This is a genomic window from Actinomadura sp., assembly GCF_044508335.1.
In the GTDB taxonomy this organism is placed as follows: domain Bacteria; phylum Actinomycetota; class Actinomycetes; order Streptosporangiales; family Streptosporangiaceae; genus Spirillospora.
The window spans coordinates 71,132-83,919 of sequence record NZ_JBIQHY010000019.1; the positions used below are offsets into that span (position 1 = coordinate 71,132).

Sequence of the window (12,788 nt, forward strand, 5' to 3'; positions counted from 1 at the left end):
AACGTACGCCGTACAGAGTTTCATCCCTGAGAGGATCGGGGCGTGACCGAGTACAGCGGGGGCGGCGACCCGAGGCGCACCCTGGAGCTGCTGTGGGGCGTGCGGGAGCGGCCCAGGAGGGGCCCCAAGCCGCGGCTGACCGCCGAGGAGATCGTCCGGGCCGCGATCGCGCTGGCCGACGCCGAGGGCCTGGACGCCCTGTCCATGCGCCGCATCGCCGACGAGCTCGGCGTCTCGCCCATGTCGATCTACACCTACGTCCCCGGCAAGGCCGAGCTGATCGACCTCATGGTCGACCGCGCGTTCGGCGAGCTGACCCCGCCCGACGCGGACACGTGGCGCGCGCGGCTGGAGCACATCGCCCGCGACGACTGGGCCCTGTACCACCGGCACCCGTGGCTGCTGCGGATCACGACGGTCCGCCCGCCGCTCGGCCCGAACTCGGTCGGCAAGTACGAGTTCGAGCTGCGCGCCGTGGACGGCCTCGGCCTCACCGACCTGGAGATGGACTCGGTGGTCGCGCTGGTCACCGGCTTCGCCGAGAGCGCGGCCCGCGTCTCGGTCAACGCCGCCGAGGCCGAGCGGCGCAGCGGCATGACCGACGCGCAGTGGTGGGAGACGGTGGCGCCCGTGCTCGCCCCGCTGATGGACGAGGCCGACTACCCGCTCGGGTCCCGGGTCGGCAAGGCGGCCGGGCAGGAGTACGACGCCGCCGTCGCGCCCGGCCGCGCGTTCGAGTTCGGCCTCGCCCGCATCCTGGACGGCATCGAGGTCCTGATCAGCTCCCGCTAGCCCGCTTGGTGCGCTTCGTCGGGACGGCGCCCGCGGGGTCCTCGGGCCACGGGTGCTTCGGGTAGCGGCCGCGCAGCTCGGCCCGCACCGCCCGGTACCCCTCCCGCCAGAACAAGGCGAGGTCGGCGGTGACCGCGGCGGGACGCCCCGCCGGCGACAGCAGGTGCACCACCAGCGGCACCCGCCCGCCCGCCAGCGAGGGCGCGGCGTCCCAGCCGAACAGCTCCTGCAGCTTCACCGCCAGGACGGGCCGCTCCCCGGAGTAGTCGACGCGGACCCGCGAACCCGACGGCACCTCCACGCGCTCGGGCGCGTACTCCTCAAGCAGCTTGGCCTGGTCCCACGCGAGCAGGCCGCGCAGCGTCCCCGCCATGTCGATCCGCGCCAGGTCGGCCCGCCGCCGCGCGCCCGCCAGCCACTCCGGGGCCCGCTCCAGCAGCGCCGCGTCGCCGACGTCCGGCCACGGCTCGCCGAGCGCCGCGTGCAGGAACGCCAGCCTGCGGCGCAGCGCCACGGCGCCGGGCGTCCAGGTGAACAGCCCCAGCCCTTCGGCGCGCACGCCGTCCAGCAGCGCGGCCCGCACCGCCTCCGGGGCGGGGTCGCGCAGCGGCCGGGCGGCCAGCTCGATCGCGCCGAGCCGCTCGACGCGCCGCGCCGCCACGTCCCCGTCCCGCCAGGCGACCTCCTCGGACGTCTCCAGCAGCGGCGCCGCCGCGGCCCGCGCCGCGTCCTCGTCGATCGCCACCGCCCGCCGCACCCGCGCCGACGCCGACCCGGCCGGCCGGTCGGCCTCCGCGACGACGAGCCACTCGGGACGCGCCCCGGCCAGCGCCGACCCGTCCGCGAGCACGGCGCCCGTCCCGGACGCCATCAGGTACCCGCTCCCCCGCCGCCGCGCCACCCGCTCCGGGAACGCCAGCGCCACCACGGTCCCGGCCACGTGGTCGTCCCCTCGCCCGCCCCCAGGCCGCCGCCCGTCGCCGGCCAGCGACGGGGGGACGGCCCGGCGGAGGCGGGCGGCCTCGTCGCGCCAGCGGGCGGCGTGGGCGTCGGCGGGGCGCCCGCCGGCGCGGAGGGCGCGCCAGGCGGCGGTCAGGTCGTCGCCCGCCGAGCGGGGCGGCGGCTCGGACAGCAGGGCGACGATCTCGGCGGCGGCGCGGGCGCCCACCTCGGGGGCGCCGTCGAGCAGGGCGCGGGCCAGCCGGGGGTGCAGCCCCACGCCGGCGAGGCGGCGGCCCCGGTCGGTGACGCGGCCGTCCTCGACGGCGCCGAGGGCGCGCAGCACGGCGCGGGCGGCGTCCATCGCGGCGCGCGGCGGCGGGTCGAGGAGCGCGAGGCCGTCCGCGGCGGGGTCGCCCCAGCAGGCCGCCTGCAGGGCGAAGCCGGTGAGGTCGGCCAGCTCGATCTCCGGGCGGGGGCGGGCGGGCAGGCGGTCGTGCTCGGCCTGCGTCCAGCACCGGTACACGGTGCCGGGCGCCTCGCGTCCGGCGCGGCCGGCGCGCTGCTCGGCGGTCGCCCGGGACGCGCGGACCGTCGTGAGCGACCCCAGGCCGCGGGCGTGGTCGGTACGGGGCTCGCGGGCGAGCCCGGAGTCGACGACCGCGCGGACGCCGGGCACGGTCAGGCTCGACTCGGCGACCGACGTGGCGAGGACGACGCGGCGGCGGGACGCGGGCGCGAGCACCTCGTCCTGCACGGCGCGCGGCACCCGGCCGTGGATCTGCAGGACGTCGGCGGGCAGCCCGCCGAGCAGCCCGGCGACGCGGGCGATCTCGCCGGCGCCCGGCAGGAAGCACAGGACGTCGCCGTCGCGTTCGGCCACCGCGCGGCGGACGGTCGCGGCGACGTGCGCCAGGAAGGCGGGGTCGACGCGCAGGCCGTGCGGCGGCGGGACCGGGCGGGCCGGCGGCGCCCAGACCGTCTCGACCGGGTGCAGCGCGGCCTCGGTCTCCACCACCGGCGCGTCGCCGAGCAGGCGCGCCCACGGGCCGGTGTCGGCGGTCGCGGACGCGGCGACCAGGCGCAGATCGGGGCGGAGCGCCGCACGGACGTCGAGCAGGAACGCCAGCGCGGTGTCGGCGTCCAGGTGCCGCTCGTGGCACTCGTCGAGGATCACGGTGCCGACGCCGGCCAGTTCGGGATCGGACTGCAGGCGCTGCAGGACGACGCCGGTGGTGACGACGTCCACGCCGGTGCCGGGGCGGTTCTCCCCCCGGACGGTGACGCCGATCCGCCCGCCGACGCGTTCGCCGAGCAGCCACGCCATCCGCCGGGCGGCGGCGCGGGCGGCGAGCCGGCGGGGTTCCAGGACGAGGACCTTCCCGGCGGCGGGCGGGCCGCCGAGGGCGAGGCCGGCGAGGGCGAGCGGGACGAGGGTGGTCTTGCCGGTGCCGGGCGGCGCCGCCAGCACCGCCGCGCCCGCGTCGGCCAGCGCCGCGCGCAGCGCGGGCACGGCACGGCGGACGGGCAGGTTCTCGGCGGCGCTGAGGTGCATCGCCCCAGTCTGCCGCGCCCCGCGCCGGCGGCGAAATACATTGCACCGAAAAAGGCTCCGATGGTTGCGATGGAAGTTGCATCGAGCCTTTCATCCATTCACCCGGGGGATGTTCCGGATTCTTCCCGGAACCGCCGCCGCCAACCCACCATGAAAGAGCAGGTGAGCAATGATTTCAAGCCCGCGGAGTCACTTGGGAGTTTGATATTAGTCACCCCGCGAACTGTAGCGGCAATGCCTTGACCGTCCCCATAATGAAGGCGTCACCGCAGGTGCTGGGAGGTTCGGCATGTTCGGCAGCTCCATCTACCTCAGAGATCGGGCCGCGTTCACGGGCGGTTCGCCGCAGGCGGTGTACGAGGAGCTGTGGCAGCGTGGCCGAAAAGGGAGATTGCGGACCCGCGCATTTCTGGCGACGGCGACGCTCATACTGTGCGGACTGCTCGTCAACGCGGTTTTCGGAATCGTGATGGGCCTTTTGGTGGCGGCCGCCGACGTGTTCGTCCATTGGCGCGTCTACCACGCGTCGCGGGTGTGGCGGCTCGGGCTGCGCGGCGCCGAGCGCACGGACCGGATGCTGCACTGGACGCTGGAGCGGCGCGGCCACCGGGTGCTGCACGCGCGGACCGTCCCCGGGCACGGCACCGCCGACGAGCTGCTGATCGGGCCGGGCGGGGTGTGGCTGATCCACAACGAGGCGTGGCACCCGGACGCCGAGATCTCCCACCACGGCGGCAGGCTGTTCATCGACGGCCGCACCCAGTCCAAGCTGGTCGCGGAGCTGACGGGCCGCGCCGAGGCGGCGGCCCTGGAGATCTCCCGCGTCGCCGAGGTGCCGGTTCAGGTGACGCCGGTGCTGGCCGTGCACGGCGGCAGGCTCGTCCGCACCCCGTTCAGCGCGGACGGCATCGTGTTCGCGCCGCCGCTGAAGCTCATCCGCTGGATGAGCCGCAACCCGACCGCCGACCTGTCGCCGGACGAGGTCGAGGCCGTCACCCGGGCGGCCGTGCACGCCCTGCCCATCGGCGGCCGCTCACTGTCGGCCGCGGCCTGACCAGGGGGAATGTGATGAGACACCTGTGGCCGGAGGGCTCACTCGCCGCCGCCCACAGGGCGCCCACCGCCCGCGAGGGTCCCGCCGGCCGCGCGGGCGGTGCGGCGCAGCCACAGCAGTCCCACGACCGGCAGCACCAGCGGGACGAAGCCGTAGCCGCGCCCGTACATGGACCAGACGGTCTCGTCGGGGAACGCCGCCGGGTCGGCGACGCTGAGCGTCCCCACCACCAGCACCCCGGCCAGCTCGATCGAGCAGGCGGCGACGGCGACCCGGAACGACGTCCGGCCGCCGCGGGCCAGCGCGACCGTCGCGAGGACGTAGACGGCCGCCGCCAGCGCCGACAGGACGTAGGCGAGCGGCGCCTCGGAGTACTTGACGGCGATCTGCACCGCCGCTCGCGCGCCGGCCGCGAGCGCGAAGACCGCGTAGACGGCGACCAGCAGCCGTCCCGGACCCGTCGCGGTGCTGGGGCGGGTCCCGCCGCCCGCGCGGACGCCGGCGTCGGCGCGGGCGCCGCCGTCCGCGCGGGCCTCGGGCCGGACGTGTTCGGGCTCAGACACCGGTGCCGCTCCACAACTGGTTCATCCGGACGACCATGACGGCGACGGCCACCCCCGCGATCACGATCACGCCGGAGCCCCACCGGGTGCGCTCCAGCAGCCCCCAGCCCGCGCCCGCGGCGGGGACGAGCAGCGACCCGAGCAGGTAGCCGACGAAGGTCGCGGACCCGTCGGGGCCCTCCCCGCCGGACAGCTTGACGAACCCCACGACGACCTGCGCGATCAGCAGCGCCTCCAGGACGCCCAGCGCGATCAGGTGCCCGAGGTCCATCGCCCGGTTGCGCAGCGTCGCCGCCAGCGCGTAGGCGGCGGTCAGCAGCGCCACCACGATGATCACGGTGCCCAGGACGTCCGTCACGGCACCGAGAGTACTACCGCCTGTAGTGCACAGCGGCACCGCACCGGGCCGCCGCGGCGCGCCAGCGTGGCAGCATGGCGGGCGTGAGATCGCTTCAGTGGCTGAACCTGACCCGGCACGGCGAGAGCACCGGCAACCTGGCCTACCAGGCGGTGCACGGCACCGACGCCGAGGAGGCCGGCATTACCGAACGGGACGCCGACATCCCCCTGACGGACACCGGCCGCGCCCAGGCCGCGACGCTCGGCCGCCGGCTCGCCGCGCTCCCCGCCGCCGAGCGTCCCACGCACGTCGTCGCCTCGCCCTACCTGCGCGCCCTCGACACCGCGAAGATCGCTCTCGCGCAGACCCCCTACGCCGGCGACCTCACCCTGCGGGTGGACGAGCGGCTCCGCGACCGCGAGCAGGGCGCCCTGCAGGGCCTCACCGCGCGCGGCGTCGAGCGCCGCTTCCCCGAGGAGGCGGCCCGGCTGAAGCAGCTCGGCAAGTTCTACTACCGCCCGCCCGGCGGCGAGTCATGGGCCGACCTGGCGCTGCGGCTGCGCAGCTTCTACCGCGACCTGGAGGCCGACGCACCCGGCGGCCGCGTTCTCGTCGTCACCCACGACGCGATCATCGTGATGACCCGGTACCTGGTGGAGGACCTCACCGAGAAGGACATCATGGAGATCGAGCGGCAGCCGATCGCCAACGCCTCCCTCACCCGCTGGCGCGGCGACGGCTCCGAGCTCCAGGCCGTCTGCTACAACGACGCCAGCCACCTGAGCGGCATCGGCGCCCCGACCCCCTGACCCGCCCCCTCCCTGTCGGCGGCCCACCACGCGGAGCGGCACGCCAACGATCCAGCGTCGCCGAGGCCGGTCGCCACCGAGGCCCCGACCTCGCAGGGCGGCACGGCTGGGTTGGCCGTTGACTAGGCGGTCACCACCGGGTGCCTCCACCCGCGGGACAGCGCGTCCACGGTCCGCCGCTGAGAAGACGAACACCATCAGACAGCCCCGAACCCGCAGGGCGGCACCTGCGATTCACCGTCGCCGAGGCCGGTCGGCTCGAGGGCCCCCGGCCAGGAGACGGTCACCATCGGGCAGCACGAACCCACAGGACAGCACACCTGCGGTCCGCCGTTGAAGAGGCCGGTCGGCTCGGGTGAACCCGGTCAGGCAGGCGGTGCGGTCATGGTCCGCCGTTGAGGAGGCGCTCGCTGCGGGAGGCGACGGCGACGTGGCGCGGGTCGCCCACCGGGAGGACGGCGCGGAGACGTTCCAGGGCCTCCAGGTCGGTGCGGCCCGGCTCGGTCTGCGCGTAGGCCCACAGCGCGTCGGCGCCGCCCCGGTCCAGGGCCTGGCGCCGCACCCGCACCGCCAGTTCGTCGCGTTCGGCGCGGATGGCGGGCGCGTCGGAGCGGGGCAGCAGCTCTCCCCCGTACAGCCGCACCGCGGCGCCGACGTCGCCCTCGTCCAGCAGGCGCCGGACGGTGAGGAAGTCGGCCTCGACCGCGCAGCCGAGCCGGTAGGGGCGGGCGCGGACGATGCCGCCGAGCTGCTGGCGCAGCCGGTGGATCTCGGGGCGGACGGTCGCGGAGCTGCCGTCGTCGCCGTACAGGTACAGCGAGAGCCGGTCGCCGCTCAGCCCGTGCGGGTGCAGCGCGAGCAGCGCGAGGATCTCGGCGTGCCGCAGCGTCAGGTCGAACCGCCGCCCGTCCAGCAGCGCGTGCGGCGTCCCGTCGCCGAGCAGCGACAGCGTCAGCAGCGGCTCGGACGCCGGGTGGGCCGGCGCGTTCGCCACCACCCGTCCGGTCGGCCGCAGCAGGAACGCCTCGCCGAGCGGCTCGGCGACGGCGACGCGGCCGTCCGGCAGCGCGACCGCCGCGCCGGGCTCGGGGGCGGGCACCCGGCGGCCCCGCAGTCCGGGCGCGCCCGCCGCGAGGATCCGGCCGGTGGCGGTGACCAGCACGCCCGCCTCGCCGAGCCCGCGCAGGTGCGGCAGCAGCCGCTCGCGCGTCCGCTCGTCGCGCGCCCTCATCTCGTTCTCCAGCCGCGACTCGGCCAGCCGCGCGGCGGCGGCGACCAGCGCGACCATCGCCGGATGCAGCGCCGGCACGGTCGCGCTGACGTCGATGCAGCCGATGACCCGCGCCGAGTCGGGGTCGATGATCGGCGCGCCGGCGCACGACCAGCGGTGCAGGATGTGCGCGACGTGCTCGGCGGCGTAGACGTACTCGGGCCGCCCGGTGGCGAGCGCGGTGCCGATCCCGTTGGTGCCGATGGCGTCCTCCGACCAGCGGAACCCCTCGGCGAGCCCGATCGCGTCGGCGGCGCGGCGGGCGGCGGGCGGGCCCTGCGTCCACAGCACGCGCCCGGCCGCGTCGGTGATCACCATCAGGTGCTCGGTCTCGTCGGCGACCCCGCGCAGCAGCGCCTCCAGCATCGGCAGATGCGGGCGGAGCGGATGCGCGCCGCGGGCGTCGGCGAGCGAGTCGCGCTCGAACGCCAGCGGCGCCGCCTCGACGGCGGCGTCGACGCCGGCCTCCCGGGAACGCCGCCAGGACGCGGAGATGAGCGGACGGACGGTCACCGGATCGTGCATCCCCCTCAGTCCTTTCCCCCGGAGAGAACCTCGGCCCGTCTGAGGATCGGTCCACCGGCGGGTTCCGCGCAACCGATTCCACGGATCCCGCACGGCCGGATCAGGACACGCTCCGTGATCGCCTGATCGCAACGTGCATGCAACGTGCAGGCGCATACCGTGGCGGCGGCCGGGGGACGAAGGGCCATCCTGTGGGTCCCGCCGTCCCGTCGCGCGTCCGGGGGGAATGCGCGCGGGGCGGCGGGCCGGACCCAGCGGGCGCGCGGGGGGCTCCCGGCCTCACGGGGAGGATGAACACCGCATGCTCTGCCTGACCTGCCACCGTGTCCGCCCGGCGCTCAGCCAGGCCGACTACACCGCCGAACGCGCCTGGCTCATCGTGACCCGGGGACTGTGCACGTGCAGCCCGCCGCCGGCCGCCCGGAAGCGACGCCCGCCGACCGCCCGAAAACCTGCGCGGTCGTCCAAATAAACATCTGACTTCACAAAATCTTCACGGCCGGTTCGCCTACAGTTTAAGGAGAATCCACCCGAACCGGCCCCTGGAGGGAGCGCCATGACCGTGATCCCGGGTCTCGTCCGCCGCGCCGCCGCCGAGGCGGAGCGCCATCTGCGCGTGGGCGTCGGCGCCCTCGTCAAGGTGGGGCGAGATCTGGAGCGGTCCGCGGAGCTGGGGCGGCTGCTGCCCGCCTACCTCGAACGCGTGGCGACCCTGGAGCAGGCCGTCCGGGAGCAGGACGCCGAGCTGCGCACGATCCGCACCGAGCTCGACTCCCTCGTCGGGCAGCTCAACGACCGGCTGCTGCCGCGCATCGACGAGCGGATGGACGACACCGAGCGCGACCTGGCCGCCGTCGCGACCAGCCTGATCCGCACCGGCCGCGACACCGCCGGCAACCGCACCCGGCTGGAGGCCGCCGAGCGCCGCCTAGGCGACCTGCGCACCAAGGTCGCCCAGCTGGAGCAGCGGACCGGGCTGTGGCGCGACCTGCAGTCCACCGTGGCGCGGTTCGGCGACGACCTCGACGCCATGCGCGCCCGGATGGCGCTGCGCGCCGCCGAGCCCCCGCCGGCCGACGCCTCGCCCGCCCCGGTGCAGAACATCACCGACCGCCCCGCTTGAGAAAGGGCCCCGGAAAAAGGGCGGCCGGCGTCCCCGAGAATGGACGCATGACTCAACCGCCCCAAAACCGCCCCGCCGCCGCGCGCGGATTCGCCAGCGACAACCAGGCGAGCGTCCACCCGGAAATTCTCGCCGCCATCGCCGAGGTCAACGACGGGCACCAGCCCGCCTACGGCGACGACGCCGTGACCGGCCGCCTCCGCGACGTGGTCCGGCGGCACTTCGGCGACCGCGCCGAGGTGTTCCCGGTGTTCAACGGGACGGGCGCGAACGTGGTGTCGCTGCAGGCGATGTCGGAGCGGTGGAGCGCGGTCGTGTGCCCGGAATCGGCGCACATCAACACCGACGAGTGCGGCGCCGCCGAGAAGATCGCCGGACTCAAGCTGATCACCGTCCCGGCCCCCGCCGGGAAGCTGACGCCCGGCCTCGTCGCCGCGTACGCGACGGGGTTCGGCAACATCCAGCGGCGGCAGCCGGCCGTCGTGTCGATCACCCAGAGCACCGAGCTGGGCACCGTCTACACGCCCGAGGAGACCGCGGCGGTCGCGGCGGCGGCGCACGAGCGCGGGCTGACCGTGCACATGGACGGCGCCCGCATCGCCAACGCCGCCGCATCCCTCGGCGCCCCGCTGCGCGCCCTCACCACCGACGCGGGCGTGGACGTCCTGTCGTTCGGCGGCACCAAGAACGGGCTGCTGCTCGGCGAGGCGATCGTCGTCCTGAACCCGGACGCGGTCCGCGGGGTGAGCTACCTGCGCAAGTCGAGCATGCAGCTGGCGTCCAAGATGCGGTACGTGTCCGCGCAGCTCGTCGCCCTCCTGGACGGCGACCTGTGGCTGCGCAACGCCTCCCACGCCAACGCCATGGCCGCCCGCCTGGAGGCCGCCGCCCGCGCCGTCCCCGGCGTGCGGATCACCCAGGACGTGCAGGCGAACACCGTCTTCGCCCTCATCCCGAAGGACGTGGCCGACCGGCTCCGCAAGCGGTTCCCCTTCTACACGTGGGACGAGTCGACCGGCGAGGTCCGCTGGGTCTGCTCGTTCGACACGACCGAGGAGGACGTGGACGCCTTCGCCGCCGCGCTCGCCGCCGAGATGCCCGGCTGACCGGCGGTTCCATCCCGATCATCGGGAGCGTTCCCGCTCGCCCGGTTCGCGGCGGGTTATCGTGTGACCGAACAGCATTCGGTTACAGGAGGCGAGCCCGATGGCCAACCGCACCTTCGTCGTCGGCGTGGGCATGACCAAGTTCGAGAAGCCCGGCTCCCGCGACTGGGAATACCCCGACATGGCCAAGGAGGCCGTCGGCAACGCCCTCAAGGACGCCGGCATCGGCTACGACAAGGTCGAGATGGCCTACGCCGGCTCCATGTACGGGTCGATGGGCCAGCGCGCCCTCTACGAGACCGGCATGACCGGCATCCCGGTCATGACCGTCATGAACGCGTGCGCCACCGGCTCCAGCGCGCTGTTCCTCGCCCGCCAAGCCGTCCGCGGCGGCCTCGCCGACTGCGCCCTCGCCCTCGGCATGGAGAAGATGAAGAAGGGCTCCCTCGGCGCCGGCATGGGCGAGTCCAAGGTCACCATCATCGACCACCACCTGCGCTCCATGACCGCCGGCCGCGAATGGGAGCTCGACAAGGCGCCCATGCCGCAGATGTTCGGCAACGCCGGACGCGAGCACATGGAGAAGTACGGCTCCACCCCCGACCACTACGCCTGGATCGGCTGGAAGAACCACAAGCACTCGGTCAACAACCCCTACGCCCAGTTCCAGACCGAATACAGCCTCGACGACGTCAAGAACGCCACGATGATCTTCGACCCGCTGACCAAACTGCAGTGCTCCCCCACCTCCGACGGGGCCGGCGCCGCGATCGTCGCCAGCGAGCGGTTCGTCGACGAGCACGACCTGTGGAGCCAGGCCATCGAGATCGCCGGCCACCACATCGCCACCGACACGCCGCAGAGCTTCGAGGACAACTCCTCCATCCAGGTCGTCGGCTTCGGCGTCTCCCAGCAGGCCGCGAAGAAGGCGATGGACGAGGCCCAGGTCACCATCGACGACGTCGACGTCATCGAACTCCACGACTGCTTCAGCGCCAACGAGCTCATCACCTACGAAGCCCTCGGCATGGCCGAGATCGGAGAAGGCCACAAACTCATCGACGACCAGGCCACCACCTACGGCGGCAAATGGGTCGTCAACCCGTCCGGCGGCCTCATCTCCAAGGGCCACCCGCTCGGCGCCACCGGCCTCGCCCAATGCGCCGAACTGACCTGGCAGCTCCGCGGCCAGGCCGGCAAGCGCCAGGTGGAAGGCGCCCGCGTCGCACTGCAGCACAACATCGGCCTGGGCAGCGCCTGCGCTGTGGCGGTGTACAAGCCCTGCTAGCCCAGGGGGAGGTGTTAGCCCAGGGGGGCGACCCCCTGGAACCCAGTGAGACTAGGGATGTAGACGCTGCCGGTGGGGCTGGCTCTTTGGAACCGCGACCTTGTTGTTGAGTGTCTTTGACGGGATCTGTCGGCCTGCCGGTGGTGTCTGCGGGGTGCGCCCCGGGCCGGTGTTCGTGACTTGATAGAAGCCTGACCAGCGGTCTCGTCACTGGTCTGTCCGTCCACCGGCCCGGTGCGTGCCACTCGACGCTCTAGTGACGAAGGTGGCGGTTCCAGGATGGCACGAGGCAGCGGGAAGACGAGCGGGAGGCGGCGGGTCGTGGGCGGTGTCGACACTCATGCCGGCACCCATCATGCGGCGGTGGAGTTGATGAACGGTGGACGCATCGCCGATGCGCAGTTCCCGGTCACCCGGCAGGGGTATGCCGATCTGCTGGCGTGGATGTGCTCGCTCGGCCGGGTGCACGCGGTCGGTGTCGAGGGCACCGGTTCCTATGGTGCGGGCCTGTCGCGTTACCTGCGCGGCCGGGGCGTCGGGGTGATCGATGTGAACCGGCCCGACCGCCGGCAGCGCCGCATGGCGGGCAAGTCCGACCCGCTGGACGCCTACGCCGCCGCCGACGCCGTGCTGGCCGGGCGGGCCCGCACGGTGCCCAAGGCCATGGACGGCATCGTGGAGTCGATCCGGGCGGTGCATCTGGCCCGCGCCGGCGCGGTCAAGGCCCGCACCGCCTGCATCAACCAGCTACGCGGCCTGCTGGTCACCGCCCCGGCCGAACTGCGTGAGGCGATGACCGGCTTGCCCACCGGGCCGTTGGTGACCGCCTGCGCCCGGCTGCGCCCGTCCGCCGGCCCGTCCGCCGGCCCGTCCGCCGGCCCGTCCGCCGGCCCGTCCGCCGGCCCGTTGCGGGGCACCAAGATCGCTTTGCGCAGCCTGGCCCGCCGCCACCAGGCACTCACCGCCGAGATCACCGATCTGGACGCCCACCTGGCCGAGCTGGTCACCCGTGCACGCCCCGACCTGCTGAGCGTCCACGGCGTCGGCGTGGAGACCGCCGCGCAGCTCCTGATCACCTGCGGCGACAACCCCGACCGGCTCACCGGCCCGGCCGCCTTCGCCGCGCTGTGCGGCGCCGCACCCGTTCCCGCCTCCAGCGGCAAGACCACCCGGTGGCGGCTGTCGCGCGGCGGCGACCGCCAGGCCAACCGCGCCCTGCACACCATTGCGCTGTCCCGCATGGCCTCATGCCCCCGGACCCGCGCCTACGTCGCCCGCCGCACCACCCAGGGCAAGTCCAAAAAAGAGATCATCCGCTGCCTCAAACGCTACCTCGCCCGCGAACTCTTCAAAGCCCTCACCAGCACAAACACAACACACAACGCTCCACCCGCCACCGCTTGACAACCATAGAAGCATCCCGT

11 protein-coding genes are annotated in these 12,788 nt (G+C 74.3%); 7 read left to right on the plus strand and 4 right to left on the minus strand.

Features of this window, described 5'->3' with window-relative positions; genetic code table 11:
* Positions 1-42: 42 nt before the first annotated feature.
* Positions 43-792, plus strand: coding sequence for a TetR/AcrR family transcriptional regulator (locus tag ACIWVC_RS10315; RefSeq protein WP_396446884.1), 750 nt, complete (start codon positions 43-45; stop codon positions 790-792).
* Here ACIWVC_RS10315 and hrpB read toward each other — a convergent pair.
* Positions 779-3,286, minus strand: a complete 2,508-nt coding sequence (gene hrpB, locus ACIWVC_RS10320) for an ATP-dependent helicase HrpB (protein WP_396454050.1) — start codon at positions 3,284-3,286, stop codon at positions 779-781. The two genes, ACIWVC_RS10315 and hrpB, sit on opposite strands and share 14 nt — an antisense overlap.
* A 469-nt stretch (positions 3,287-3,755) precedes the next feature.
* Here hrpB and ACIWVC_RS10325 point away from each other — a divergent pair, with 469 nt between their 5' ends.
* Complete coding sequence (locus tag ACIWVC_RS10325) at positions 3,756-4,340, plus strand: NERD domain-containing protein (RefSeq protein WP_396446882.1); 585 nt, start codon at positions 3,756-3,758, stop codon at positions 4,338-4,340.
* 38 nt (positions 4,341-4,378) lie between these two features.
* Here the strand turns inward: ACIWVC_RS10325 and ACIWVC_RS10330 are convergent, their stop codons facing one another.
* Both ACIWVC_RS10330 and ACIWVC_RS10335 read right to left on the minus strand, forming a co-directional pair.
* The gene (locus ACIWVC_RS10330) at positions 4,379-4,786 is read right to left on the minus strand and encodes a hypothetical protein (RefSeq protein WP_396454057.1); all 408 of its coding nucleotides are present in this window, start codon (positions 4,784-4,786) and stop codon (positions 4,379-4,381) included.
* Positions 4,787-4,895: 109 nt separating this feature from the next.
* On the minus strand, positions 4,896-5,261 hold the full coding sequence (locus ACIWVC_RS10335; protein ID WP_396454052.1) for a hypothetical protein: 366 nt from the start codon (positions 5,259-5,261) through the stop codon (positions 4,896-4,898).
* Between the two features lie 74 nt (positions 5,262-5,335).
* Between ACIWVC_RS10335 and ACIWVC_RS10340 the strand changes: the two genes are divergently transcribed.
* The gene (locus tag ACIWVC_RS10340) at positions 5,336-6,052 is read left to right on the plus strand and encodes a histidine phosphatase family protein (RefSeq protein ID WP_396454053.1); all 717 of its coding nucleotides are present in this window, start codon (positions 5,336-5,338) and stop codon (positions 6,050-6,052) included.
* A gap of 382 nt (positions 6,053-6,434) precedes the next feature.
* On the opposite strand, the gene ACIWVC_RS10345 is transcribed toward ACIWVC_RS10340, so the two are convergent.
* Complete coding sequence (locus ACIWVC_RS10345; RefSeq protein WP_396446879.1) at positions 6,435-7,847, minus strand: GAF domain-containing protein; 1,413 nt, start codon at positions 7,845-7,847, stop codon at positions 6,435-6,437.
* 556 nt (positions 7,848-8,403) lie between these two features.
* On the opposite strand from ACIWVC_RS10345, the gene ACIWVC_RS10350 reads away from it, so the two are divergent.
* The 4 genes from ACIWVC_RS10350 (at position 8,404) to ACIWVC_RS10365 (ending at position 12,768) form a co-directional block, all read left to right on the plus strand.
* Positions 8,404-8,970 (plus strand): hypothetical protein, encoded by a 567-nt coding sequence (locus ACIWVC_RS10350; protein WP_396446878.1) that lies wholly within the window; start codon positions 8,404-8,406, stop codon positions 8,968-8,970.
* Between the two features lie 47 nt (positions 8,971-9,017).
* Positions 9,018-10,076 carry a threonine aldolase family protein gene (locus tag ACIWVC_RS10355; RefSeq protein ID WP_396446877.1) on the plus strand — a complete coding sequence of 353 codons (1,059 nt, stop codon included), beginning with the start codon at positions 9,018-9,020 and terminating at the stop codon, positions 10,074-10,076.
* Positions 10,077-10,176: 100 nt separating this feature from the next.
* Entirely contained in the window at positions 10,177-11,364 is a 1,188-nt protein-coding gene (locus tag ACIWVC_RS10360) for a thiolase C-terminal domain-containing protein (RefSeq protein WP_396446876.1), read from the plus strand.
* Positions 11,365-11,643: 279 nt separating this feature from the next.
* On the plus strand, positions 11,644-12,768 hold the full coding sequence (locus ACIWVC_RS10365) for an IS110 family transposase (RefSeq protein WP_396454055.1): 1,125 nt from the start codon (positions 11,644-11,646) through the stop codon (positions 12,766-12,768).
* Positions 12,769-12,788: the final 20 nt, after the last annotated feature.

Excerpts from the sequence above, each read along its gene's own strand:
- hrpB (WP_396454050.1), bottom strand. The coding sequence starts at position 3,286 with ATGCACCTCAGCGCCGCCGAGAACCTGCCCGTCCGCCGTGCCGTGCCC.
- ACIWVC_RS10325 (WP_396446882.1), top strand. The coding sequence starts at position 3,756 with ATGGGCCTTTTGGTGGCGGCCGCCGACGTGTTCGTCCATTGGCGCGTC.
- ACIWVC_RS10340 (WP_396454053.1), top strand. The coding sequence starts at position 5,336 with ATGGCGGGCGTGAGATCGCTTCAGTGGCTGAACCTGACCCGGCACGGC.
- ACIWVC_RS10345 (WP_396446879.1), bottom strand. The coding sequence starts at position 7,847 with ATGCACGATCCGGTGACCGTCCGTCCGCTCATCTCCGCGTCCTGGCGG.
- ACIWVC_RS10350 (WP_396446878.1), top strand. The coding sequence starts at position 8,404 with ATGACCGTGATCCCGGGTCTCGTCCGCCGCGCCGCCGCCGAGGCGGAG.
- ACIWVC_RS10355 (WP_396446877.1), top strand. The coding sequence starts at position 9,018 with ATGACTCAACCGCCCCAAAACCGCCCCGCCGCCGCGCGCGGATTCGCC.
- ACIWVC_RS10360 (WP_396446876.1), top strand. The coding sequence starts at position 10,177 with ATGGCCAACCGCACCTTCGTCGTCGGCGTGGGCATGACCAAGTTCGAG.
- ACIWVC_RS10365 (WP_396454055.1), top strand. The coding sequence starts at position 11,644 with ATGGCACGAGGCAGCGGGAAGACGAGCGGGAGGCGGCGGGTCGTGGGC.